The sequence below is a fragment of the Amycolatopsis methanolica 239 genome (assembly GCF_000739085.1).
GTDB classification, from domain to species: Bacteria; Actinomycetota; Actinomycetes; order Mycobacteriales; family Pseudonocardiaceae; genus Amycolatopsis_E; species Amycolatopsis_E methanolica.
The window spans coordinates 791,350-814,330 of record NZ_CP009110.1; the positions used below are offsets into that span (position 1 = coordinate 791,350).

General features: G+C 70.8%; 26 protein-coding genes and 2 pseudogenes. 21 read left to right on the top strand and 7 right to left on the bottom strand.

Going from position 1 to position 22,981, the window contains the following annotated elements; genetic code table 11:
• The first annotated feature begins 3 nt into the window (after window positions 1-3).
• Window positions 4-588, top strand: a complete 585-nt coding sequence (locus AMETH_RS03895) for a pentapeptide repeat-containing protein (protein WP_017986734.1) — start codon at window positions 4-6, stop codon at window positions 586-588.
• 25 nt (window positions 589-613) lie between these two features.
• Here AMETH_RS03895 and AMETH_RS36355 read toward each other — a convergent pair whose 3' ends face one another.
• A complete protein-coding gene (locus AMETH_RS36355) occupies window positions 614-3,883 on the bottom strand; it encodes a glycohydrolase toxin TNT-related protein (protein WP_017986735.1) in 3,270 nt (1,089 codons plus the stop codon).
• Between the two features lie 171 nt (window positions 3,884-4,054).
• Between AMETH_RS36355 and AMETH_RS03910 the strand changes: the two genes are divergently transcribed.
• Complete coding sequence (locus AMETH_RS03910) at window positions 4,055-4,912, top strand: bifunctional methylenetetrahydrofolate dehydrogenase/methenyltetrahydrofolate cyclohydrolase (RefSeq protein ID WP_026153778.1); 858 nt, start codon at window positions 4,055-4,057, stop codon at window positions 4,910-4,912.
• Complete coding sequence (locus AMETH_RS03915) at window positions 4,893-5,189, top strand: DUF3017 domain-containing protein (RefSeq protein ID WP_017986737.1); 297 nt, start codon at window positions 4,893-4,895, stop codon at window positions 5,187-5,189. Before AMETH_RS03910 ends, AMETH_RS03915 begins: the two co-directional genes overlap by 20 nt.
• A gap of 1 nt (window position 5,190) precedes the next feature.
• Here the strand turns inward: AMETH_RS03915 and AMETH_RS03920 are convergent, their stop codons facing one another.
• Window positions 5,191-6,369, bottom strand: coding sequence for an MFS transporter (locus AMETH_RS03920; protein WP_017986738.1), 1,179 nt, complete (start codon window positions 6,367-6,369; stop codon window positions 5,191-5,193).
• Window positions 6,370-6,534: 165 nt separating this feature from the next.
• Window positions 6,535-6,735, bottom strand: coding sequence for a DUF1918 domain-containing protein (locus AMETH_RS03925; RefSeq protein WP_026153779.1), 201 nt, complete (start codon window positions 6,733-6,735; stop codon window positions 6,535-6,537).
• 138 nt (window positions 6,736-6,873) lie between these two features.
• Here AMETH_RS03925 and AMETH_RS03930 point away from each other — a divergent pair, with 138 nt between their 5' ends.
• Window positions 6,874-7,134 (top strand): hypothetical protein, encoded by a 261-nt coding sequence (locus AMETH_RS03930; protein ID WP_026153780.1) that lies wholly within the window; start codon window positions 6,874-6,876, stop codon window positions 7,132-7,134.
• Here AMETH_RS03930 and AMETH_RS03935 read toward each other — a convergent pair.
• Window positions 7,135-7,623 (bottom strand): annotated as a pseudogene (locus tag AMETH_RS03935) (HhH-GPD-type base excision DNA repair protein); the annotation flags it as partial.
• Window positions 7,624-7,702: 79 nt separating this feature from the next.
• Between AMETH_RS03935 and AMETH_RS03940 the strand changes: the two are divergent.
• The 8 genes from AMETH_RS03940 (at window position 7,703) to AMETH_RS03975 (ending at window position 13,201) form a co-directional block, all read left to right on the top strand.
• Entirely contained in the window at window positions 7,703-7,951 is a 249-nt protein-coding gene (locus AMETH_RS03940) for a hypothetical protein (RefSeq protein WP_017986742.1), read from the top strand.
• Between the two features lie 72 nt (window positions 7,952-8,023).
• Window positions 8,024-8,455 carry a hypothetical protein gene (locus tag AMETH_RS03945; protein ID WP_017986743.1) on the top strand — a complete coding sequence of 144 codons (432 nt, stop codon included), beginning with the start codon at window positions 8,024-8,026 and terminating at the stop codon, window positions 8,453-8,455.
• A 750-nt stretch (window positions 8,456-9,205) separates the two neighbouring features.
• Complete coding sequence (locus tag AMETH_RS42370) at window positions 9,206-9,379, top strand: helix-turn-helix domain-containing protein (protein ID WP_017986744.1); 174 nt, start codon at window positions 9,206-9,208, stop codon at window positions 9,377-9,379.
• Between the two features lie 14 nt (window positions 9,380-9,393).
• Entirely contained in the window at window positions 9,394-9,810 is a 417-nt protein-coding gene (locus tag AMETH_RS03955; protein WP_017986745.1) for a hypothetical protein, read from the top strand.
• Between the two features lie 154 nt (window positions 9,811-9,964).
• Window positions 9,965-10,354, top strand: coding sequence for a DUF3558 domain-containing protein (locus tag AMETH_RS03960; RefSeq protein ID WP_017986746.1), 390 nt, complete (start codon window positions 9,965-9,967; stop codon window positions 10,352-10,354).
• Window positions 10,355-10,825: 471 nt separating this feature from the next.
• Window positions 10,826-12,049, top strand: a complete 1,224-nt coding sequence (locus AMETH_RS03965) for an NADP-dependent isocitrate dehydrogenase (protein WP_017986747.1) — start codon at window positions 10,826-10,828, stop codon at window positions 12,047-12,049.
• A 369-nt stretch (window positions 12,050-12,418) separates the two neighbouring features.
• Window positions 12,419-12,877: a hypothetical protein gene (locus AMETH_RS03970; protein ID WP_156131601.1), complete on the top strand. Its 459-nt coding sequence runs from the start codon at window positions 12,419-12,421 to the stop codon at window positions 12,875-12,877.
• 9 nt (window positions 12,878-12,886) lie between these two features.
• Window positions 12,887-13,201, top strand: coding sequence for an SH3 domain-containing protein (locus AMETH_RS03975; protein WP_017986749.1), 315 nt, complete (start codon window positions 12,887-12,889; stop codon window positions 13,199-13,201).
• 2 nt (window positions 13,202-13,203) lie between these two features.
• Here the strand turns inward: AMETH_RS03975 and AMETH_RS03980 are convergent, their stop codons facing one another.
• Window positions 13,204-13,941, bottom strand: a complete 738-nt coding sequence (locus AMETH_RS03980) for an MBL fold metallo-hydrolase (protein WP_017986750.1) — start codon at window positions 13,939-13,941, stop codon at window positions 13,204-13,206.
• A gap of 23 nt (window positions 13,942-13,964) precedes the next feature.
• On the opposite strand from AMETH_RS03980, the gene AMETH_RS03985 reads away from it, so the two are divergent.
• The 4 genes from AMETH_RS03985 to AMETH_RS04000 all read left to right on the top strand — a co-directional run bounded on the left by AMETH_RS03985 (window position 13,965) and on the right by AMETH_RS04000 (window position 16,271).
• A complete protein-coding gene (locus AMETH_RS03985; protein ID WP_410468227.1) occupies window positions 13,965-14,795 on the top strand; it encodes an exodeoxyribonuclease III in 831 nt (276 codons plus the stop codon).
• Between the two features lie 319 nt (window positions 14,796-15,114).
• Window positions 15,115-15,399, top strand: coding sequence for a DUF6247 family protein (locus AMETH_RS03990; RefSeq protein ID WP_223843054.1), 285 nt, complete (start codon window positions 15,115-15,117; stop codon window positions 15,397-15,399).
• A complete protein-coding gene (locus AMETH_RS03995) occupies window positions 15,396-15,755 on the top strand; it encodes a type II toxin-antitoxin system RelE family toxin (protein WP_017986754.1) in 360 nt (119 codons plus the stop codon). Before AMETH_RS03990 ends, AMETH_RS03995 begins: the two co-directional genes overlap by 4 nt.
• A gap of 213 nt (window positions 15,756-15,968) precedes the next feature.
• A complete protein-coding gene (locus tag AMETH_RS04000; protein ID WP_026153782.1) occupies window positions 15,969-16,271 on the top strand; it encodes a hypothetical protein in 303 nt (100 codons plus the stop codon).
• Here AMETH_RS04000 and AMETH_RS04005 read toward each other — a convergent pair.
• On the bottom strand, window positions 16,250-17,278 hold the full coding sequence (locus AMETH_RS04005) for a TDT family transporter (protein WP_017986756.1): 1,029 nt from the start codon (window positions 17,276-17,278) through the stop codon (window positions 16,250-16,252). The genes AMETH_RS04000 and AMETH_RS04005 overlap by 22 nt on opposite strands.
• 70 nt (window positions 17,279-17,348) lie before the next feature.
• Here AMETH_RS04005 and AMETH_RS04010 point away from each other — a divergent pair, with 70 nt between their 5' ends.
• From AMETH_RS04010 to yhjD, 3 genes are all read left to right on the top strand, one after another.
• Window positions 17,349-18,245 carry a LysR family transcriptional regulator gene (locus tag AMETH_RS04010; RefSeq protein WP_017986757.1) on the top strand — a complete coding sequence of 299 codons (897 nt, stop codon included), beginning with the start codon at window positions 17,349-17,351 and terminating at the stop codon, window positions 18,243-18,245.
• Window positions 18,246-18,258: 13 nt separating this feature from the next.
• Window positions 18,259-19,287: a tryptophan--tRNA ligase gene (trpS, locus tag AMETH_RS04015; RefSeq protein ID WP_026153783.1), complete on the top strand. Its 1,029-nt coding sequence runs from the start codon at window positions 18,259-18,261 to the stop codon at window positions 19,285-19,287.
• 65 nt (window positions 19,288-19,352) lie between these two features.
• Entirely contained in the window at window positions 19,353-20,357 is a 1,005-nt protein-coding gene (gene yhjD, locus AMETH_RS04020; protein WP_017986759.1) for an inner membrane protein YhjD, read from the top strand.
• Window positions 20,358-20,502: 145 nt separating this feature from the next.
• On the opposite strand, the gene AMETH_RS04025 is transcribed toward yhjD, so the two are convergent.
• A complete protein-coding gene (locus AMETH_RS04025; protein WP_017986760.1) occupies window positions 20,503-21,705 on the bottom strand; it encodes a D-alanyl-D-alanine carboxypeptidase family protein in 1,203 nt (400 codons plus the stop codon).
• A gap of 73 nt (window positions 21,706-21,778) precedes the next feature.
• Between AMETH_RS04025 and AMETH_RS04030 the strand changes: the two genes are divergently transcribed.
• Window positions 21,779-22,018, top strand: coding sequence for an SCO4848 family membrane protein (locus tag AMETH_RS04030; protein WP_026153784.1), 240 nt, complete (start codon window positions 21,779-21,781; stop codon window positions 22,016-22,018).
• A 376-nt stretch (window positions 22,019-22,394) separates the two neighbouring features.
• A pseudogene (locus tag AMETH_RS42375) lies at window positions 22,395-22,631 on the top strand (hypothetical protein); the annotation flags it as partial.
• Window positions 22,632-22,981: the final 350 nt, after the last annotated feature.

Sequence of the window (22,981 nt, forward strand, 5' to 3'; positions counted from 1 at the left end):
CGGATGGAGATCGCCGAGGACTACCGGGACGCCGTGCTGCCGGGGACGACGTGGGAGAAGCGGCAGTTCAGCCGGTGCGATTTCAGCGGCGCGGACCTGCGCCGGCTGGTCACGCAGGGCTGCACGTTCGACGAGTGCGACTTCTCCGGCGCGGATTTGGGGGAGTCGCGGCACCAGGCTTCGGCGTTCCGGTCGTGCGTGTTCGACCGGACGGTGCTGGCGGACAGCACGTGGAGCGCGTGCTCGTTGCTCGGATCGTCCTTCGTGGACGGTGGGTTGCGCGGGATGTCCGTGCGGGACAGCGATTTCTCGCTGGCCAACTTCAGCCGGGCGAACCTGCGGCGCCGGTCGCTGTCCGGGTTGCGGTTCCGCGAGGCCAGTTTCGTGGACGCGCACCTGACCGAGGCCGACCTGCGGGACAGCGACTTCCGCGGCGCACGGTTGGGCGGCGCGGACCTCACCGGCGCCGACCTGCGCGGCGCGAAGCTCGACGCGAACGCCCTGGTGCAGGCGAAACTACGCGGCGCGCGGGTCGACCTGGAGACGGCGATCGCCTTCGCCGCGGCGCATGGCCTGGTGGTCGGCTGACCCCGGGCCGCGCGCCGGGCTGGGGCTAGTCGATCGGCGGTTCGCCGGGGTCCAGCTCGATCAGGTCGCCTGAGGCGAGCAGGTCCTCGATCGACGCGGGCAGCAGGTACGCCGCGCCGCCGCCGGGCTGGTTGAACCACGGGATCGCGACGCCGGCGAGCGCCTCGATCGGCCGCTGCACCCGGTACACGTGGTACGGGCGGCTCACCCACTCCGGCACCAGCGAACGCTCCTCGAACGGGGTCCCGGCCGCGTAGGTCAGGTTGCCGTCCGGGCCGCCGAAGCGGTCGAGCTCGCTGCCCGCGGGCAGTTCGCGCATTTCCTTGCCGCGGAACAGGGTCAGCGGCGGCTCGCCGGGCAGCGGCTGGATCGGCCACTGCTGGTTGCCGCCACCGGAGGCAGCCGAGGCCGTGGCCGCCGCAGGGGCGGGCGCGGCCGGTTCGACCCGTCGCGGCGGCGGTTCACGTCGCGACGGGGCGGGTGGGGGCGGCGCGACCGGGGGCGCGGCCAGCACCGTGGGCGGCCCGGCCGGGTCCGGTTCGTCGAGGCGGTCGGTGATGGTGCGCTGCGGGAGGTCGTGCCGCCGCGGCTCGGACGGTTCCTGGGCCGGGGTGAGCGGCACCTCGGTGGCGTCCATCTCCGGCCGCGCCGGTGGTGCCGTACGGCCGCCCGGGTTGAGCAGCAGCTTGCCGAGCATGAACGCGGCGGCGTCGTCGGCGTCGCCGAAGACCGCGGGGCTCGTCAGGGCCTCGTCGTACCAGCCGACGCGCCAGCCGTCATCGACCTTCTCCAGGCTCCAGCCGTGCTCGGCCGGTTCGCCGATGCGGTACGCCCCGTCCGGAACACCGAGGTCGGCGAGCTTCGAGCGCAGGTTGTCCAGCGCCGGTTCGGTGGGGCCGAACGGCTTCGGCTCGGCCGGGGCGGACGGCGGGGGCACCGGGCGGGCCAGCATGGTCGGCGGACCGTCGTTCGAGGGCCGCCCACCGCGCGGCGCCTGCCCCGTGAACGCCCTGGACCCACCGCGCGGGTCGCCGCCCCGCTCGAAGCCCGGACGCCCCTCCACCGAGCGGCCATCCGCGCCGGGGGGAGCTTCCTCCGGGCCTTCGTGGCTGGTGAAGGCGCGTTGGTCGGGGCTTTCGGTGCTGGCGAAGCTGCGCTGGTCGCGGCCCTCGAGGCCGTCCTGTCCGGCGAAGGCGCGTTGGTCACGGCCTTCCGGGCTGTCCGGGCTGGTGAAGCCGCGCTGGCCGCGGCCTTCCGGCGCCTCCTGCCCGAAGCCCGCGGAACGGCGGGCGTCCAGCCCCGCCGCGGGAACCTGGCCCGGGGCTTGCCCCTCCGGGCCGAAGCGCTCCGGGCCACGCGCGTCGAGGCCGCGCCCCTCGGGAGCTTCCTGCCCGAAGCGCTCCGAACCGGCGAAGCCGCGCTGGCCACGCCCCTCCGGCGCCTCCTGGCCGAAGGCATGCGGTTCGGGCCCGGAGCCGCCCTGGGACATGCCGTGATGGCCGCGCCCCTCGGGCCCTTCTTGACCGAAGCCGCGGGGTTCGGTCCCGGGGCCGTCTTGGGGCATGCCGTGGTGGCCGCGCCCCTCGGGCGCCTCCTGGCCGAAGCCGCGGGATTCGGGTCCAGTGCCGCGCTCTTCCGGGCCTTCCTGCCCGGCGAAGCCGCGCCCCTCGGGAGCGGCGAAACCGTGCTGGCCGCGCCCCTCGGGCGCCTCCTGACCGAAGGCGCGGGACTCAGACCCGGCTCCACGGCCTTCCGGGGCTTCTTGACCGAAACCACGCGATTCGGGCCCGGCGCCACGGCCTTCCGGCGCTTCCTGGCCGAAGCCGCGGGATTCGGGTCCGGCGAGTCCCTCCTGGCCGGGGATTCCCTCGGGGCCAGCCTGGCCGAAGCGTGCCTGCCCCCGGGATTCGGAGCCGGGCCGTTCCTGCGGCAGTCCGCGTCCCTCGGGGGCTTCCTGGCTGAAGCGCTCCGGCCCGCGGGCCTCGGGGGTGAGCCCGCGCCCCTCCGGCCCCTCCGGACCGGCGAAGCCGCGCCCCTCCGCGCCCTCCGAGTCGGCACCGCGCCCCTCGGAACCAGCCAAACCACGTGCCTCAGCGCTTTCCTGCGCGGCGTACGCCTCGCGGCCGTCCCAGCCCCGGCCCTCCGTGGGCTCCTCGTCGTCGGCGGCACCCTCCCGAGGCTCCCAGGACGGCTCCCACGTCCGGCCTTCCGGCGCCCCTTCCGCACCGCGCGGCGAGTCCGCGAACGCCTCGCGCGCGTCCCAGCTGCGGGTCTCGTCGCCGGCCTCGTCCGCGGGCTCCGGCTCGGCGTCCTTCACCGCCGGCTGCACCAGCATGGTCGGCGGCCCGGCGTCGGGGTCGATCACCGGCGTCAGCGTGGTCGGCTGCTCGACCGGCTCCGCCCCAACGGCAGGCGGCCCGGGCTCGGCGGGCGGCGGCGCGGCCTGCTCCGGCACCCGGCGCGGCGGCTGCGCGGGACCGCGGTTCAGGTACGCGCCCGCGGCCTGCACGGTCTGCTCCGGCACCTCCGGCAGCGCGTGCCCGGCCGCGGCGATGTGCGCGACCAGCTCGGCCTCCGGCGCGACGCCGTACTCCTGCAGGTAGTAGTTGACCGCCGCAGGCCAGATCCACACGCCGTCGGTGTGGAAGGCCACCGGCACGGTCGCCGCGGGCTGCTGCGCCAGCCGGTCCAGGTCGAACCCGCGCTCGGCGCGCACGACCGGCGCGTTGTTCAGGTACTCGAGCACCCGCTGCTGCTCGTCGGCGTCCAGCTCCGGGCGGTTGAGCACCGGGCGGCCGTTCGGCTCGTGGCCGTCGAAGATCCGGGCGATCCGGAAGCGCGGGCCGGGCTGCTCGGGCGCGAGGCCGGCCATGCGGCGCATCAGCCACTCCGGCACGTTGTCCTCGGAGCGGGGGAACATCCGCAGCTCGTCGGCGTAGGCCTGTGGCGGGGGCATCAGGTCCCACCGCGGCTCGTCGCGGTCGTACTCCAGGTTGTAGCTCGATGGGTGGTCGAGCTGGTAACGCGCGTTGAACCAGGTGCCGCGGCCCTCGCGGTACATCCCGGCCCGCAACCGGCCGAACAGCGTGGCGATGTCGTGGGTGGCCATCCACTCCTGGGCCGACCCGTCTTCGAGGAGCACCTCACCGGACAGCTCGTGGTAGCGGCCGACCGCCCGGTAGGACGCGGTCACCCGCCGCCAGTCCCGCGGGGCGGCCCGCAGCAGGGCCAGTCCGATCTGCTTGACCAGGGTGTCCTGCTCGGTCGCGTTCAGCTGGGTCGTCGGTTGCGCCACCAGGCCATTTTGACTGGTCACTGATCCGATTGCACACCACCCGCACCAATAGGGGCAATGACCAGTGCAGATACGTCAATCGAGGTACTAAGCGTTTCAGCGGAACTACCCATAGTGTCCTCAGCCGTCCTCGCGTGAGGCCCCGTTCATTCCTTTGCCAGAATGGTGGTCGTGACTGCGACGGTTCTCGACGGCAAAGCGACCAAGAACGCCATCTTCGAAGAGCTCAAGCCGCGGGTGGCCGCCCTGGCCGAGCGGGGCGTGACGCCCGGGCTGGGAACCGTCCTGGTCGGCGACGATCCCGGCTCGCACTCGTACGTGCGGATGAAGCACGCGGACAGCGCGAAGATCGGGGTCAACTCGATCCGCCGCGACCTGCCCGGCGACATCAGCCAGGACAAGCTCGAGGCCGTCATTGACGAGCTCAACGCCGACCCGGCCTGCCACGGCTACATCGTCCAGCTGCCGCTGCCCAAGCACCTCGACGCCGGCCGAATCCTGGAGCGCATCGCGCCGGAGAAGGACGCCGACGGCCTGGCCCCGGTCAGCCTGGGGCGTCTGGTGCTCAACGAGGCCGGCCCGCTGCCCTGCACCCCGTACGGGATCCTCGAACTGCTCAAGCGCCACGACGTGCCCATCGCGGGTGCGAATGTCACCGTCGTCGGCCGCGGTGTCACCGTGGGCCGCACGATGGGGCTGCTGCTGACGCGCCGCAGCGAGAACGCCACCGTGACCCTGTGCCACACCGGCACCAGGGACCTGGCGGCCGAGGTCAAGCGCGCGGACATCGTCATCGCCGCGGCCGGGGTGCCGCACCTGATCAAGCCGGACATGGTCAAGCCGGGCGCCGCGGTGCTGGACGTCGGCGTCTCGCACGTCGACGGCAAGCTCACCGGCGACGTGGACCCGGCGGTCGCCGAGGTCGCCGGGTGGCTGTCGCCCAACCCCGGCGGCGTGGGCCCGATGACCCGGGCGATGCTCGTCACCAACGTCGTCGAGGCGGCCGAGCGTGCACTCGCCACGGCGTAACCGCGCGGCCCTCCTGGAGCAGGTCCCGTTCGCACTGGTGATGCTGCTGGTGGCGGTCGCGGGCGTGCGGATCTGGCAGTACCACTGGCGGCAGGGCGCCGCGATCATCGGCGGCGCCCTGCTCGTGGCGGCGATCCTGCGGGCCGTCCTGCCGGGCGTGCGGGCAGGCCTGCTGGCCATCCGCGGCCGCCCGGTGGACGTCCTCAGCTACGCCGGGCTCGGCGTGCTCATCCTCTTCCTGGCCTTCACGATCACCGACGGGCCGTTCGGCACCTGAGTCACGCCTCGGCCATCGCCGGGGCGCGCGTGGCCTCCTCGCGGCGGTCCAGCGAGCCGGACACCACGGCGATCGTCAGGCCCACGATGGCCAGCCCCGCGCCGACCCAGTTCGGCGAGACCAGGCCGAGACCGCCCGCGATCACCAGGCCGCCGAGGTAGGCGCCGATCGAGTTGGCGACGTTGAAGGCGGACTGCACCGCGGCCGACACCATCGACGGCGCGCCACCGGCCTTGACCATGACGCGGGTCTGCATCATCGGGCCGATCATGAAGCCGGCGACGCCGACCAGGAAGATCGTGATCGCCGCGCCGACCTTGTTGTGCGCGGTGACCGTGAAGACCGCGAGCACTGCGGCCAGCGCGAGCAGCGCCACGTACAGGCTCGGCATCAGCGCCTTGTCGGCCAGCCGCCCGCCGAGCAGGTTGCCGATCGTCATCCCGACACCGGCCAGCGCGAGCAGCAGCGTCACCGCCTGCGGGTCGTAGCCGGCGACGTCGGTCATCATCGGCGTCACGTAGGACAGGCAGGCGAACACGCCGCCCAGCCCGAACGTGACGATGGCCAGGGCCAGCCACACCTGCGGGCGGCGGAACGCGCCCAGCTCACCGCGCAGGGACGGCGATTCGGGGCGGCCCTGGTGCGGCACGAGCTTCGCGATCGCCAGCACGGCGACCAGCCCGATCACCGCGACCACGGCGAACGTGGCGCGCCAGCCGACCTGCTGGCCGAGCAGCGTGCCTAGCGGCACGCCGACGACGTTGGCCAGGGTCAGGCCGAGGAACATCAGCGACACGGCCTTCGCGCGGTCGCCGGGCTTGACGAGGCTCGACGCCACGACCGCGCCCGCGCCGAAGAACGCGCCGTGCGGCAGCCCGGCGAGGAACCGGAAGACCACGCCGAACTCCTGGGTCGGCGCGACGGCGAACAGCAGGTTGCCCGCCGTGAACAGCGCCATCATCGCCAGCAGCATCGTCTTGCGCGGCAGCCGGACGGCGACCGCCGTCAGCAGCGGCGCGCCGACGACGACGCCGAGCGCGTAGGCGGAGATGAGGTGACCGGCGGTCGGGATGTCCACCCCGAACGTCGCGGCCGTCTGCGGAAGGACACCCATCATGACGAATTCCGTGGTGCCGATACCGAAGGCACCGACGGCGAGCGCGAGCAGCGCGATGGGCACGGTTCTCCTCTCCAGGTTGTCTGCATCGATACAGTCAACGGACATGAATATGGACAGCCCATCGCCGTCCATGGCGGCACGAGCTGTCCCTCGACCAGTGTCAACCAGGCGGGAGCCCGGTGTCATCCCGCCGGCTGGGTGACCATGCCCACGTGCGGGGCGTGCTCAGGCGTTGTGCTCCTGCTTTTCGTGACTGACCTCGCAGTCCGAGCCGGGGAAGATCAGGCCTTCGTGGCCGTCGGCGAAGCGCACGAGGTAGGGCGGCCCGCCGTTCTCCCCGCGGACTTCGACGATCTCACCGCGCTGCTCAGCCGCTCCCACGGTGCGACCGTGGACGAGGATCCGGTCTCCTACGGTTGCGTGCATCATCGACCACCTCCCGCGGGAACAAGGGTAAATCGGGCTCCCGGCAGTTGTCACTGGACCGGGAATTGATCAAGTTGCCGGGTTTCCGCGAGGCGAGCAGGCTTCGATTCATCCCGATGCGGAAAAGGAGTTCTGGCGATGGCTAGCTGCGTGGTCTGTGGCAACGACTACTGGATGTCCTTCGAGGTCCGGACGGTCAGCGGGGACACCTACACGTTCGACAGCATCGAATGCGCGGCGCAGAAGATCGCGCCGTCGTGCGAGCACTGCGGATGCCGGATCCTCGGGCACGGCGCCGAAGTCGAGGGCCGGTTCTTCTGCTGCGCGCACTGCGCACGGGAGAGCGGTTCGGGACTGGGCGCCGAAATCCGCGACACGGTCGGCGCCCACCCCGGCTGATCAGTTCTTCGCGGTGGCCTTAGCGGCTTTCTTGAAGGCGCGGACCTCGGTGAGCGTCTCCGGGCTGACGACGTCGGCGATGGAGCGGCGCGAGCCCTCCTCGCCGTACGCGCCCGCGGCCTCCCGCCAGCCCTCGGGCTGGACCCCGCGCTGCTTGCCGAGCAGGGCGAGGAAGATCCACGCCTTCTGGTCGCCGTAGCCGGGCAGTTCCTTGAGGCGGCGCAGGACTTCCTTGCCGTCCGGCTTCCCCTGCTTCCAGATCCGGTCGGTCTTGCCGTCGTAGTGCTCGACGACGTGGTTGGCGAGCGCGTGCACGCGGCGCGCCATCGAGCCGCCGTAGCGGTGGATCGCCGGCGGGGTCACGCACAGCTCGACGAACTCGTCGAGGTCGGACTCGGCGATCTTGCGCACGTCGAAGCCGTCCATGCGGTCGGCGATCTTCTTCGGCCCGATGAACGCGGTCTCCATCGCGATCTGCTGGCAGAGCAACCCGGAACACCGGGTCGCTGAGCAGGACGGGCGACGGGGCCCGCGCCGGCTCGTGGACAGCCGACCGAGAGGACTTGCCATGACCACTACCGATGAGTTCGCCAGCGTGATCGTCGATCAGCCCACAATGCTCTTCGCAGCCGTCGAGCGGGACGGGTCCGTCTGGACGTACGCCAGCCGGATCGTGCGGCCGGACGGACGCCTGTTCCGGCCAGTAGCTGAGGAGATCGGCCGACGCGGCCTCGTGCTCGTGTCCGAGGCCGAGTACGCGGACGACGAGGTGATGTTCGGCAGAGCAGTGGAGCGCCGGTACGCACCGGCCGAGTAACCGCCAGGCGAACGGGCCCCGGGGAGCGGGTATCTCCCCGGGGCCTTTCGTATCGAACCACGAGAGGATCCGATGACCATTCCCGCCGATTTCAGCGCCGAGATGGAACAGGCATACTCCGCGTCGGCGAGAACGCCGACGGCAAGCAGCGACCCGTTCGATGCGTTGTACGAGCCCCCTGAAGTCATCGCGCCGTTGCCGCTCACCGGCAACGGCGTGGCAGCGATCCGAGATTGGCTGGTCCGCGTCGAACGCCACTTCGGCGGCCAAGGGATGGCGACGTGCCACTACGCCGCCCTGTTGGGCTACTGGGCGAACCTGCGGACGTTCCGGGTGGAGATCTCGGACCGCAAGCTGTCCGAGGCGATCGGGGCACACCGTGACCGGCTGACCGGTCACGCTCAACGGCTCGTGGATGCCGGGTTCCTGGCGCGGCGCCCGAAGCGCGCCCGCGAACGGGGTACTCAGTACGTGCTGTCGGTACCGGAGGCGGTGAAGCTGTAGGCGTCAAAGTGGCCTGCATTTGTGTCCACCCTCCGCGGGAAATCCCGGCCATTCTGAACACCGGGTGGCCTGCTTTTCCCGGCCACCCTGGCAGCAAAGTGGCCTGCTTTTCCCGGGCCATTCCCTTATGTAGCCGCCGGAGGCCGGTGTAGCCGTCGGAGACAGCAGGCCGCCCGCGTATCGGCGGCCGTCCACAGAAGACCGGGTTATCGCCCGGGGCCCTCGAAGGCCCCGGAATAGTGAGGGGACCGCCCCGCAGGCGGTCCCTGTAGTGACAGGGCCACGGCTACCTGGCCGACCTCCGAGGCTGGCTGCTTGCCAACGGCGTCCGCGAAGAGGCGACACAGAAGATGGCCGTCGCCGTCGCTATCGAGCTGGGGACCGACCCGGCGCAGTGGTACCGCCGGGCGCTCTACTCCCCGGTGTAACCGACCAGGCCAGCGCAGGATTGGCAGGTCGGCGCTTCTCGGCGCCGACGGTCGGTCCTGCTCTGGTGGATCAGCCATCCGCACACGGTCGCCGCGACGGTCTCGCCGTCGCGGGACCACCACCGTTCGACAGCGTGACGCTGCTCGCCGACTACGGCCCATTCGGCCGGGTCTCTGACGCTCAGGAACGTGGGCACACGCTCGCCTCCGGTCAAGTGCGACAATCGCGACAAACGTACTCGTTCGCGTTGAACAGCCGTGTTCGACACGAAACGCGTCATCCGAGTGGACTAGTGCGGCATCCAGCGGCGAACGTAGGCAAGTGCCCGGCGATCTTGTTCCGACTGCCGACGCCGCGAAGGCGATCGGCGTAGACCGGCGCACCCTGCAACGGTGGGTCGCCGAGGGACGCGTGAATCCCACGCTGACCACGGTCGGCGGTCACCACAGGTGGGACGTCGAGGACCTGAAACGCCAGCTCAAGGAGCGATCCTAGGGGGAGGGAACGACGTGGGGGGCTGGACGAACGTAGGCGCTGGATTCCACGACATCAGGCAGGCCGAAGCCATGGCAGCCGACACGCAACGGCTGCTCGACTCCGCCCGCTCGGGCGGTTGGGCTGTCGACGAGGAGACCGGCACCCACCTCCGCCGTGCGGTCACTCAGATGCTGGAGCGACTGGCGGGCATTCAGGAGAACGTCTACCGACTGAAGAGTGCCCCTAAATTTGGCAACGACGACTACGCGAGAACTGCGGCCGCTCACTTTCAGACGGCCATGGATTCAGACGAGCATTCGCTCGTCCAGGTCTACGACGCGATCAGGGCCAACCTGGGCAAACTCGTCGACGCATTGGACGAGGCAATGGCTCGCTACGATGATTCCGATGGGGCGGCAACTCAGTATCTCGGCAAGTTCAAGGACTAGGGAAAGTACTGTGAGCACCAGCACTCGCGCCGGGCGGGCAGTGCTCGCCCTGGCTTGGGTCGCAGTTGCCGTAGGCGGCTGCACAACTACTGTTTCGGGAAGTCCGAGCCCTGCGCCCGGGTCCGCCTCGGCAACCGCCGACGGGGGCGAAGACGTGTTCGCGGGCCTGAACGCCTGCCAGATCCTCGACCAGTTGAACGAGGGGCAAGGTTTTCGGCCCGGGCGAAACATCAGCAAGCGCAATGAGTGCACTGCCACCAAAATGGAGTACGGCGCCAGGGGGTTGGCGCTGGATCCCGTGCAGGGATTGCAGGAGTTCGTGGCAGCAAACCCCGGCGCGACCGAGACAACCGTGAACGGACGAAAAGCGCTCCAGGCCAGAGTGTCAGCGGGGGGATGCAGTACCGCCATCGAAATCGGACCGCATGCGCGGGTGCTGGCGGATGTCGTGATGGCCATGCCCGGTGACGACGACAGGGCGTGCTCCGAGTCCCAGGCCCTGGCCGAACGGGTGGAGCCGCTGCTTCCCAAGACCCCGTCCTGACGCGGAGCAGCATGCCGAGGTTCAGCACCGCCGTACGGTTCCAGAGAGCGAGGTGAGAAACGAACTTGAGGCTAGTGGCCTCAGGCAACGAGCCTTTCGGTTTTCGCAGCTCACGGCCCCGCAGAACCCTCCATTCCGTTGGACTCCCGCTCGGCGCCGTGATCGTCGCCAAGGCTCTGTTCGCAGGTCGCATCGTCGAAGGTCGGTTCGGTCGAACAGCTCGACGTCGTCGGCCGCCACCCACACGGCCCGGATCTCCTGCCAGGTCGTGTGGGTGGGCCGGGTCTTGATCGGGAACCGCATGGCAGGGAACCTACGCTCCGCGAGGGGCGTGACTTCTGCCACTTCGGGCCTTTGCGAGACTGAGGTACGTCACCACCTAAGGCGTTCGTCTCCTAATAGCAGTACGCTTGTACCGCATAGACGTGCTGCACAGACACGCGCAGATCCGCGAGAGGAGCACCGCGGCTCATGGCCAAGATCAAGGTCGAGGGCACCGTCGTAGAACTCGACGGCGACGAGATGACTCGCATCATCTGGAAGTTCATCAAGGACAAGCTGATCCACCCGTACCTCGACATCAACCTCGAGTACTACGACCTGGGTATCGAAGAGCGCGACCGGACCGACGACCAGATCACCGTCGACTCCGCGAACGCCATCAAGAAGCACGGCGTCGGCGTCAAGTGCGCCACCATCACGCCGGACGAGGCCCGGGTCGAGGAGTTCGGCCTGAAGAAGATGTGGCGGAGCCCGAACGGGACCATCCGCAACATCCTCGGTGGTGTCGTCTTCCGTGAGCCGATCATCATCCAGAACATCCCGCGGCTGGTCCCGGGCTGGACGAAGCCGATCATCATCGGCCGTCACGCGCACGGTGACCAGTACAAGGCGACCGACTTCAAGGTTCCCGGCCCCGGCACGGTGACCATGACGTACGTGCCCGAGGACGGCTCCGAGCCGATCGAGTTCGAGGTCGCCCGCTACCCGGAGGGTGGCGGCGTCGCGATGGGCATGTACAACTACCGCAAGTCGATCGAGGACTTCGCGCGCGCCTCGCTGCAGTACGGCCTGGACCGCGGCATGCCGGTCTACATGTCGACGAAGAACACCATCCTGAAGGCCTACGACGGCATGTTCAAGGACACCTTCCAGGAGATCTTCGAGACCGAGTTCAAGGCCGACTTCGACGCCAAGGGTCTGACCTACGAGCACCGCCTGATCGACGACATGGTCGCCGCTTCGCTGAAGTGGGAGGGCGGCTACGTCTGGGCGTGCAAGAACTACGACGGTGACGTGCAGTCCGACACCGTGGCGCAGGGCTTCGGTTCGCTGGGCCTGATGACCTCGGTGCTGCGCACGCCGGACGGCAAGACCGTGGAAGCCGAGGCCGCGCACGGCACGGTCACCCGGCACTACCGGCAGCACCAGCAGGGCAAGCCGACCTCGACGAACCCGATCGCGTCGATCTTCGCGTGGACCCGGGGTCTCGAGCACCGCGGCAAGCTGGACGGCAACTCCGAGCTGGTCGGCTTCGCCAACAAGCTCGAGCAGGTCGTCATCGAGACCGTCGAGAGCGGCAAGATGACCAAGGACCTGGCGCTGCTCGTCGGCAAGGACCAGCCGTTCCAGACGACGGAGGAGTTCCTGGCGACCCTGGACGAGAACCTGGCGGCGAAGATCGCCCAGGGCTGAGTCCGCGTTTTTCCGGCCACGGCGAGAGGCCCGGTCACCGCACGGTGACCGGGCCTCTTCTTCGTCCGCCCGTTGTCTCGGGTATCACTGCGCGAGTGCAGGTGATCCACCCCGACGACCACGTCTGGACGCTGACGCGCCGCTTCGCGCTGTGGAAGCGCGGAGTCCAGCCGATGAACATCGCGTCCGGCGAGTACGACCGCTACCGCGCCGTGCGGACCGATCCGAGGCGCACCCCGTCGGAGTGGCGCCAGGAGCGCCGGGAGCAGCGCAAGACCAACGACCGGGAGATCCGCGGCTGGGAGTGGCTCTACCTCGCGCCGCTGCTGCTGGTCGCCGGGCTCGCCGGGACAGGTGCTGGAGGCGGTCGTGGCCGGCCTGCAGCTCCTCGTCTGGCTCGTGCTCGTGCCGTTCGCGCTGCTGGAGATGCTCGCGGAGCTGCTCTGCGGGCTGGTGCTCGACGCGTTGCGACTGACCGGCGCCGCGCGCAGCCGGCTGGACGTGGTCTGCCGCGTCCCGGGGGACCGGATCGTCTCGCTCACCGTCCTGACGGTCCGCGGGGCCAGGGGCGGCCGGACAGCTGGCGACGGCCCTGTCCGGTCACCTGTGGCAGGCGCAGCGCCCCTTCGATCCGTACCGGGATCCGGTCGTCGTCGCCCTCTTGGCCCGCGCCGGCACTCACGTGGTGCGCCACGACAGCGTCTGGCCGACGGTTTCGTCACCGAGCGTGCCCGCCTCGTGACGCCTCTCGGGTGGTTCGCCCGCGCGGGCCTGTCGGGGGTGCTGAAGTGTGGCTACCCTTACCCGGAACGCACTTTCAGCTGGTGAGGAGCACCCGTGTTCCTGGGCATCCCCAAGCGCGCACTGATCATCGTCGCGATCCTGGCCGGCGTCGGGCTGATCTACGTGATGGGCAGCGACAAGCAGGTCTCGGAGGGCGCCACTGGCGGCTCGGGCGGCTGTCGCGTGACCGTCACCGCGGACGTGCTCAACGTGCGGGCGGCGCCGGACGCCGGTGCGGACATCGTGGGCAAGTTCAGCCAGAACGCCGAGACCGACGCGCAGGCCGAGGTCCAGAACGGATTCCGCAAGATCGCCGAGAACAAGTGGGCGAAGACGGAGTACCTGCAGCCGGTCAGCGGTAACTGCTGACCTCAGAGCGCCACGACGATCCCCTCTGCGGCGACGATCACCTCACCGCCGAACGCGGTGCTCGCCTGCGCGGCGGAAATCGCCCGATCGCTGCCCGGCCAGAAGTGGGTCAGCAGCAACCGGCGCGCACCCGCGGCAGCCGCCCAGGTCGCCGCCTCCGTGGCGGTCATGACGCCGCGCGGGTTGCCCGGCGCGGGTTCTTCCCGCAGCGTCGCGTCGGCGATGAAGAGGTCGCTGTCGCGCGCCAGCTCACGCAGCGCCTCCGTCGGTCCGCAGTCCCCGGTGTAGGCGACGGTGAGGCCCGGCGCCGCCAGACGCACGCCGTAGTCCGGAACGTGGTGCGGAAGCGGGAACGAGGTCAATGAGAACGGCCCGACCCGCGCCGGGCGGCCGAGGTCGTGCACCTCGAACACGGTCGCCGGATCCGGCCGGGGCTCCAGGGCGCGCAGGACGTCGAGCACACCCGGCTCGCAGTAGAGGGGGATCCTCGGCGAGTCGGGGGCCTCGTAGTGCCGCACGCGGGCCAGTGCGCTGAGGTCCACGCAGTGGTCCGGGTGGCGGTGGGTGACGATCACGGCGTCGACCTCGCCGCGTGGGCAGTGGTCCAGCAGAGCACCGACGGTGCCGTAGCCCAGGTCCAGGACAACGCGGAAGTCCTCGTGCGTGAGGAGGAAGCCGGCGCACGCGCGGCCCGGCTCCGGCCACGCGCCGCAGCTGCCGAGGACGATCAGCTCGCTCATGGCAGCAGTGTCCGGGAACGTCGGTGCCTGCCGGTAACGTGCTGGGCGTGTTCACCGTCTCCACAGTCAACGTCAACGGCATGCGCGCCGCCGCCAAGAAGGGGTTCGTCGAGTGGCTCGCCGCCAGCGGGTCCGACGTGATCCTCTGTCAGGAGGTGCGCGCCGAGGCCGGGCAGCTCCCCAAGGACGTCGTCGCGCCGGCGGGGTGGCACGCGCACCACGCGCCGTCCGCGGTGAAGGGTCGCAACGGCGTCTCCGTCTACAGCCGGGCCGAGCCGTCGGAGGTGCGCGTCGGCTTCGGTGAGGCCGAGTTCGAGGACAGCGGGCGCTACCTCGAGGTGCACCTGCCCGGCGTGATCGTGGCCAGCCTCTACCTGCCGAGCGGTGACGTGGGGACCCCGAGGCAGGACGAGAAGGAACGCTTCATGGCCGCGTTCCTGCCGTACCTGATCGAGCTGCGCGGCAAGGCCGAGGCGGCAGGCTGCGAGGTCGTCGTCGGCGGTGACTGGAACATCGCGCACGCCGAGATCGACTTGAAGAACTGGAAGGGCAACCAGAAGAACTCCGGCTTCCTGCCGGAGGAGCGGGCCTGGATGAGCCGTGTGTTCGGCGAGGCCGGGTACGTGGACGTGCAGCGCAAGCTCGACCCGGAGGGGCCCGGCCCGTACACGTGGTGGTCCTACCGCGGCAAGGCCTTCGACAACGACGCGGGCTGGCGCATCGACTACCTGGTCACGACGCCCGGCCTGGCCGAGAAGTGCACGTCGGTGGTGGTGGAGCGGGCGGCGAGCTACGAGCTGCGCTGGTCCGACCACGCCCCGGTGACGGCGACGTTCGACTTTTCCCCGGAATAGCCGGAATGTCCGGATGAGCACGGGTGTTGTCCCTGGCACACCGACTGATCGGGGGCAGCTCGTGTCGTTCGTGGTCTGGTACGACTAGCGGCCCGGCGGCGACGTCCTGCTGTGGATGGAACGCGGGACGGGCAAGGAGATGCTGGTGCGCAGGGCGGGCCGGCTGAGCCTGATCGTGCAGACCGAGAACTGGCCGTACAAGTACGCGAGGGACCCGTCGTAGCCAACGACGCCCCGCCGACGCGCGAGGAGGCCCTCGCGATCACCGCCAGGCACCTCCCGGAGCCCGACGCGCGCAAGTCCTGACTTGCTGGCGCTGATGAAGCACGAGGACCAGACCCGGTCCCTGGTCACCGAGGTCGTGCCGGAGGCGTTCCCGTGGGTGCGCTTCCTGCCGCGCGAGGACGTGCAGGCCTTCGTCGTCGAACTCGTCGACGCGCTCGAAGGCGCGGAGGCCTTGTGCAACCCGGCACCGGTGGCTCAGGTCATCACCTCGTGGCGGCACACGGCGGAGGTCCACGCCGACCCCGAGCTGCTTGCCGTGCTGCAGCGTGACGGAGACGACTTCGGTGCGGTGCCCGCTCCGGGGGCAGCGGACGCGTGAGCCCCAAGCGTGGTGACCCGGTCGCGCCGCCTGCCGTCGGCGGCGAGTGGGAGATCCGGTTCAGCACCGCGGAAGCCGTCAAGGGCTGGCACGAACTCGAAGCGGCGGCTCGGGGGAACCTGCGGAAGGCCTGGGAGACCATGCGGACGGACCCCGGTCCCGGGCCCGGTAAGCCGACCAGTCGCCACCACCAGCTCAAGGGCGGACTCGCGCACGGGACGCACCAGGGGCGCAGCCTTCCGCGGTGGCAGTTGGAGGTCACCGGCGCGGGCCGGGTCTGGTACCTCTTCGACGAGCCGCGGCGGACGGTCTGGGTCCAGCACGCGGGGGTCGGGCACCCGAAGCAGGCCGACTAGCTAGCTCCAGCCGTCTGAGCTGGCATGTCGTTCCAGGTGGTGGTCGGGGTGTGGCCCCCGTGTCCCCGGCACTCCGATGGGCGCTACTCTCTGCCCCGCACGTGATCAAAAACGATCGGCCTTGACACGGTCGGTAGTTTTCACGCTGGTAACCGTCGCCCATTAGGGTGACGGCCACCTTGGAACGGCAGTCTCGTCTCAGGAGGCACACCGGTGCGCAACCGAACAGTGCACGTACTGCGGGCCGGCCTGGTCCTGGCGGTCTCCGCGACCGCGACCACCACCGGCGTCGCCGCCGCGTCGCCGGCCACTCAGGCCGAACCGACCGGCGTCTCGTTCGGCCTGCTCGGCCCCGTCGGCCTCGCCGCGGTCCTGCTCGGCATCATCGGCATGGCACTGGGCATCGTGCGCCAGCGCCGCAAGTCCCAGGCGGAGGCCGTCGTCCCCGTCGTCGTCGAGACCCCCGAAGAGCCCACGCGCCCGGCCCTGACCCCCTACCGGCGTCCCCAGGTCTGACCCGTCCGCACTACGACGGTTACCCAGGCGCCCACGAGCAAAACGTAGAGCGCCACCGCGGCCCCGCCGAACAACGCCGAACCGGTCACCGCGGCCAGCGCGCTGGTACCGGTGACACAGGTGCCGACGGGGAACGTGAAGCTCCACCAGGTGAGTGAGAACGGCATCCCGGCGCGCACGGTCCGCAACGTCACCGCCGCCGCGATCGCCAGCCACAACATCGCGAACCCCCACGCGGCGAGGCCGTAGAACAACCCGAACGCCTCCGCCGCGGCCCCGAACGGCAGCACCCCGGGCGCGGCCGCGCCGAGCAGGTTCGCTGCGGTGATCGACTGGCCCAGCGGTCCCAGCACGATCCACAGCGCGGGCACCCGGGCGGCTTCCGTCCCCGCGGTCACCAGCCGGTGCCAGATCTGCGGCAGCAGCACCACCGTCGCGAACAGGCTGATCCCGAACATCGCGTAGCACGCCAGCAGCAGCGCCAGCCGCGGCTGCCCGGCAGGCAGGTGCGGCACGAGCGCGGCGCCGGTGGCCGCCGAGACCATCGGCGGCACGACGGGCATCAGCCACCCGGCGAACGGTTCGGCGGCCGGGATGCGGCCGGTGATCATCCGGTACGGCACGCCCACCGCGGTCACCAGCCCCAGCGCCGTGCCCGCGGTCCACAGCACCGCGCCGGCCACCAGTGCCGGGCCGGTGCCGATCCAGTCCCGGCCGAGCGCCACCGCGCCCGCGCCGATCGTCAGCAGCGCCATCGGCGGCGCGCCCCAGAAGTGCACGAGCACCGGGTCGCGCAGGTGCCGGTGCTGCCGCCGCCGGTCCGCGACCAGCTGCCAGACCAGCACCACCAGCCACGCCGCGGCCAGCGCCCAGACGACCGTGACCACTGGCCGCAGCAGCGACAGCGGCGCCGGGAGGGCGGTCGCGACGATGCCGCTGCCCATGACGGAGGCGAACCAGTTCGGGGTGGTGCCGGGGCGGGACAGGCGCGGCGCGCGTTCGAGCATGCCTCCACGTTCGGTCCGCGGCGCCGCATCCGGTAGGGATCACCGGCCGATGAGCTCATAACCTGTGCCTATGCCCCTGCGTGTCACCGACCTCGCCGGTTTCGAGCTGCTGCTGTCCGTCGCGCAGCTCGGCAGCATCGGCGCGGCAGCGCGCGCCCACGGGATCTCCCAGCCCGCGGCCAGCGCCCGGATCCGGCAGCTGGAGGCGCAGACCGGCGTCGCGCTCGTCGACCGGTCGCCGCGCGGCTCCCGGCTCACCGACTCCGGCGCGCTGGTCGCCGACTGGGCCCGGCCGGTCGTCGAGGCCGCCACCGACCTGGAAGCCGGGATCGCCGCGCTGCGCGCCCGCCGCGACGAGCACCTGCGCGTGGCGGCCAGCCTGACCGTCGCCGAGTACCTGCTGCCCAAGTGGCTCGCCGCGCTGCGCCGCATCGACCCGGGCACCGCGGTGGCGCTCACCTCGGGCAACTCGGGGGAGGTCGCGGCGCAGGTCCTGGCCCGCGAGGTCGACCTCGGGTTCGTCGAAGGCCCCGACCTGCCCGCGGGACTCGATGCCGAGACGGTCGCCGTCGACGAACTCCGGCTCGTCGTCGCGCCCGGCCACCCGTGGGCCCGGCGACGGCGGCCGACGCGGCCGGAGGAGCTGGCCGCCACGCCGCTGATCAGCCGGGAACGCGGCTCCGGCACCCGCCGCGCGCTGGAAGTCGCGCTGGCGCCCGCGGAGCTGGCCGAGCCGCTGCTGGAACTGTCCTCGACGACGGCGATCAAGTCGGCGGTCATGGAGGGCATCGGCCCGGCGGTGCTGGGCGCGCACACCGTCGCCGCGGAGCTCACGGCGGGCACGCTCGTCGCCGTCGACGTCGGCGGAGTCGACCTGCACCGCGAGCTCCGGCTGGTCTGGCGCGCCGGGTCGCGGCTGCGCGGCCCGGCGGCGGACCTCGCTGCGATCGCCGTCCGCGGGGCCTGAGACAATCCGGGTCGTGTCCGAAGCGCCAGAAACCACCGCCCGCCCGCGCGTGCTCTCCGGGATCCAGCCGACCGCCGACTCGTTCCACCTCGGCAACTACCTCGGCGCGCTCCGGCAGTGGGTGCGCATGCAGGACACGCACGAGACCTTCTACATGGTCGTCGACCTGCACGCGATCACGGTCGAGCAGGACCCCAAGGTGCTGCGGCAGCGCACCCGCGTCTCGGCCGCGCAGCTGCTCGCGCTGGGCGTGGACCCGGAGCGCAGCGCGTTGTTCGTGCAGAGCCAGGTGCCCGAGCACGCGCAGCTGTCCTGGGTGCTGGAGTGCCTGACCGGGTTCGGCGAGGCCAGCCGGATGACGCAGTTCAAGGACAAGGCCGCCAAGCAGGGCACCGACCACGCCAGCGTCGGCCTGTTCACCTACCCGGTGCTGATGGCCGCCGACATCCTGATCTACCAGGCGGACGCGGTGCCGGTCGGTGAGGACCAGCGCCAGCACCTGGAGCTGACCCGCAACCTCGCGCAGCGGTTCAACCAGCGCTTCGGCAAGACGTTCACCGTGCCGGAGCCGCACATCGTCCAGGGCACGGCGAAGATCTACGACCTGCAGGACCCGGCGGTGAAGATGAGCAAGTCGGCGTCCTCGCCGAACGGCATCATCGAGCTGCTGGAGGACCCGAAGCGCTCGGCGAAGAAGATCCGCTCCGCGGTCACCGACACCGGCCGCGAAGTCAGGTTCGACCGCGAGAACAAGGCGGGCGTGTCGAACCTGCTGTCGATCTACTCGGCGCTGACCGACCGCACGATCGCGGATCTGGAGGCCGCCTACGAGGGCAAGGGGTACGGCGACCTGAAGAAGGACCTGGGCGAGGTCCTCGTCGAGTGGGTCGCCCCGATCCAGGAGCGCGTCCAGTCCTATCTGGACGATGTGGCCGAACTGGACAAGGTCCTGGCCCGGGGCGCGGCAAAGGCGCGCGAGGTGTCGTCGCGGACGCTGGCGCGGGTGTTCGACCGCGTCGGATTCCTGCCGCCCGCCTCCTGACGTCTACAGTGGACCTGCCCCGGCCCCGAATTGCGAGGTCGGGGCGGGGTCGTTAGCGTTTTCCCGTGGCGGAAGAGAAGGAAAAGCTGGTCCCGCGGCTGCGCCGGAAGTACCCGTGGCTCGACCACCTGGTGCGGGCCAATGACGCGTTCGGCGAGCGCTACGGCAACCACTACGCGGCGGCGATCACCTATTTCAGTGTGCTGTCGTTGTTCCCGCTGCTCATGGTCGGGTTCTCGATCGCCGGGTTCGTGCTGGCGAACAACGAGGCGGCCCTGAACGAGCTGCGGGACGGGATCATCTCGTCGACGCCGCCGGGGATCGGCGACTTCGTCACCAAGATCGTCGATGCGGCGCTCGCCTCCCGCGGCGGCACCGGGGTGTTCGGTCTGCTGCTGGCGCTCTACTCCGGCATCGGCTGGATGAGCAACCTGCGGGACGCGCTGACCGCCCAGTGGGGCCAGGAGAAGAAGAGCCGCCCGATCGTCTCGACGACGATCAAGGACCTGCTGGCGCTCGGCGGGCTGGGGCTGGCGATGGTCGTGTCGTTCGGCCTGACCGCGGTCGGCGGCGGGGTGGGCAACTTCCTGCTCGGGCTCGTCGGCCTGGAGGACCAGTCGTGGGCGCGGTTCCTGCTCCGCCTGGCGACGATCGTGTTGTCCCTGCTGGCGAACATGCTGGTGTTCCTGTGGGTGCTGTCGCGGCTGCCGCGGGAGAAGGTGTCGGCGCGCAGCGCGATCAAGGGCGCCGCGATCGCCGCGGTCGGCTTCGAGGTGCTCAAGCAGGTCGGCTCGATCTACCTGGCGAGCGTCACCAGTTCGCCGAGCGGGGTGCTTTTCGGGCCCATCATCGGTCTGCTGGTGTTCGCCAACCTGGTGTCCCGGTTCCTGCTGTTCGTGACGGCCTGGACGGCGACCGCGCGGGAGAACCTCGTGACGACGGTCGAACCCCCGCCGCCGGCGGTCATCCGCCCGACGGTGGAGGTGCGGCGCGGCCCCGGCGTGGGCGCCGTGGCAGGCGCGTTCAGCGCCGGTGCCGCACTGGCCTGGCTAGGCCGCCGACGCCGATAGCACCAGGACCAACCGCAAGCCGGCAACACAACGACACCGACCACGCACCAGACCCCCCCCGCCCCCGATCCACAGCCGACCTTTGGTCGGCGACTGAAACACAATCAGGAATCGGGGGCGGGGGAGGTCGGCACCCAAGGCGACCTCAGTACGACTGCCCCTTCTTGCGGTGGTGCCCGATCACGAACCCGGCCACGATGATCACCGCCACCACCAGCGTCAGGATCCACCCGGTCACCCCGAACGGATCCTTCTTGCCGGCGGCCCCGGCCTCGGAGACGCCGGCGACGTCCGTGGTGCCGCCGTCCGCGGCCTGCTCCGACACCACCGGCGACACCAGGTGGCCCACCGGTGACGCGTTGGAGCGGGCCAGCGCGAAGCCGTAGTCCAGCAGCGCCTTGGCCTGGTTCACGACCGGCGCCGGGCGGTTCTCGGCCCGCATCAGGACCACCGCGACGCGACGGCCGTTCTGCTCGGCGCCGCCGACGTAGGTGTGGCGGGCGTCGTCGGTGAAGCCGGTCTTGCCGCCGAGGAAACCGTTGTAGGTGCCGAGCAGCTTGTTGTCGTTGACGATCGAGAACGCCGGTTTGCCGGGCTGGTCCGGGATCTGCACCGTGCGGGTGGCGATCGAGTCGGCGAACTCGGGCTGCTTCATGGCGTAGTTGAAGATCAGGCTCATGTCGTAGGCCGACGCCGACATGCCAGGGCCGTCCAGACCCGACGGCGTCGCGGCGCGGGTGTCCGTCGCGCCGAGTTCGGCGGCCAGCTCGTTCATCTTCCGCACGGTCGCGGGCACGCCGCCCAGCGCGGTCGCAAAGGCGTGGGCGACGTCGTTGCCGGAGTGCATCAGCAGGCCGTGGAGCAGCAGGTCGACGGTGTACCGCCCGCCCGCGACGAGGCCGACGCAGGTGCACTCCTGGCTCACGTCCTCGGCCGTCGGGACGATCACCTGGCCCGGCTTCAGGTCCCGGATCACCACGAGCGCCAGCAGGGTCTTGATCAGCGATGCCGGGCGCTCCCGCGCGTGCGGGTTCTTCGCGGCGAGCACCTCGCCGGTCTCGAGGTCCTGCAGCACCCAGGACGCGGCGGTGGTGTCGGGCGGAACCGCGGCGCCGGACGGGTAGACGACACCGCATTCGCCCATGCGAGCCCCGCCGACGGCCGTCTTCGGCACCGGCAGGGGAGCGGGCGAGGCGACGCCGGGCGGGGGCTGTTCGGAGGTGTCCACCGGTGGGGGTGGCACGACCGCGTCGGGGCACACGGCGGGAGCGGCCGTCGCGGTGCCGGCGAACGGCACGAGACCGGACAACACAACCAGAACGAGGGAGAGCAGGAAACCGCGTCGCACCAAAGCAGGCTAGAGGACGCGCGGACCGGTTCCCCGGCGCGGCGCCCTGATCCGATCGGGGGATACTCGGAGCATGTCTCGACGTGTGGCGTGGTTCCTGCTGGCTTTCGGGATCTGGTCCTGGGTCATCTGGATCACGTTCGTGAAGAACCTGTGGGCCAGCGAGAACTCGTGGGGGCCGGACGGATCGGCCACCGGGTTCTTCGTGGTGCACCTCATCCTGGCGATCGTGAGCTTCACCCTGGGGACGATCATCGGGATCATCGGATGGCGCGGACTGCGCACGAAACGCCCCGACAAGGTCGACGTCTGACGCGGGACGCCGGAGGAGCGCCTCGGTCCCGTCGGGGACGGTGGTCGAACATCCTGAGCCCGTCCCACGCCCGGTGAGTCACTGACCCGGAGGTGGCGCGCGGCGCTCTGCCCCCATCCGCAACGGCTGAAACTCGCCGGAACCCATCGCCTTTGCGATCGCATCCAAGCGGCATCGATCACACGGATGGGGGATCATGTTCCGGCTTTCCAAGCTCCTCCCGGGGGCCGTCGCGGGTCTGCTGGCCGTCGGGCTCGCCCCAGCCCACGCGCAGGTCCCAGCCCAGACCGGAGCACAGCAACCCGCCTACGCGCCGATCATGCTCGTCCTCGACGGGTCCGGCTCGATGAAGCAGGCGGACGCCACCGGCACCAAGATGGACGCCGCGAAGAGCGCGCTGCGCCGGTTCATCGGGTCGGCTCCCGCGGAAGCGCAGGTGGGCCTCACCGTCTACGGCACCCGCACCGGCTCGTCCGACGCCGAGAAGGCCCAGGGCTGCCAGGACGTCCAGGTCCTCAGCCCACCGAACACCATCGACAAGCCCGCCCTCACCGCGGCCGTCGACGGCATCCAGCCCAGCGGCTACACCCCGATCGGCACCGCCCTGCGCACTGCCGCCGCCGCGCTCCCGCAGACCGGTCCGCGCGCCGTCGTGCTCGTCTCCGACGGCGAGGGACCCGTGCGAGGTCGCCAGGGAACTGACCGCCCAGGGCGCCAAGGTCGTCGTGCACGCGGTCGGCTTCGACGTCGACGCCAGGTCCCGCGAGCAGCTCACCTGCATCGCCCAGGTCACCGGCGGCACCTACAGCGACGCCCCCGACGGCACGACCCTGGAGCGCATCCTGCCGCGCGTGTCCGCCACCGCGCTGCGCACCTACGAGCCCGCGGGCACCCCGATCACCGGCGCCGCGAGCTGGGACACCGCGCCGGTCGCCGGCTCCGGCCAGCACCTGGACACCCTCG

Bases quoted from the DNA above. Each gene is read 5' to 3' on its own strand.
- AMETH_RS03895 (WP_017986734.1), top strand. From the start codon at position 4: ATGGAGATCGCCGAGGACTACCGGGACGCCGTGCTGCCGGGGACGACG.
- AMETH_RS03925 (WP_026153779.1), bottom strand. From the start codon at position 6,735: ATGCACGCAACCGTAGGAGACCGGATCCTCGTCCACGGTCGCACCGTG.
- AMETH_RS03930 (WP_026153780.1), top strand. From the start codon at position 6,874: ATGGCTAGCTGCGTGGTCTGTGGCAACGACTACTGGATGTCCTTCGAG.
- AMETH_RS03940 (WP_017986742.1), top strand. From the start codon at position 7,703: ATGACCACTACCGATGAGTTCGCCAGCGTGATCGTCGATCAGCCCACA.
- AMETH_RS03945 (WP_017986743.1), top strand. From the start codon at position 8,024: ATGACCATTCCCGCCGATTTCAGCGCCGAGATGGAACAGGCATACTCC.
- AMETH_RS03965 (WP_017986747.1), top strand. From the start codon at position 10,826: ATGGCCAAGATCAAGGTCGAGGGCACCGTCGTAGAACTCGACGGCGAC.
- AMETH_RS03980 (WP_017986750.1), bottom strand. From the start codon at position 13,941: ATGAGCGAGCTGATCGTCCTCGGCAGCTGCGGCGCGTGGCCGGAGCCG.
- AMETH_RS03990 (WP_223843054.1), top strand. From the start codon at position 15,115: ATGAAGCACGAGGACCAGACCCGGTCCCTGGTCACCGAGGTCGTGCCG.
- AMETH_RS04005 (WP_017986756.1), bottom strand. From the start codon at position 17,278: ATGCTCGAACGCGCGCCGCGCCTGTCCCGCCCCGGCACCACCCCGAAC.
- AMETH_RS04010 (WP_017986757.1), top strand. From the start codon at position 17,349: ATGCCCCTGCGTGTCACCGACCTCGCCGGTTTCGAGCTGCTGCTGTCC.
- AMETH_RS04030 (WP_026153784.1), top strand. From the start codon at position 21,779: ATGTCTCGACGTGTGGCGTGGTTCCTGCTGGCTTTCGGGATCTGGTCC.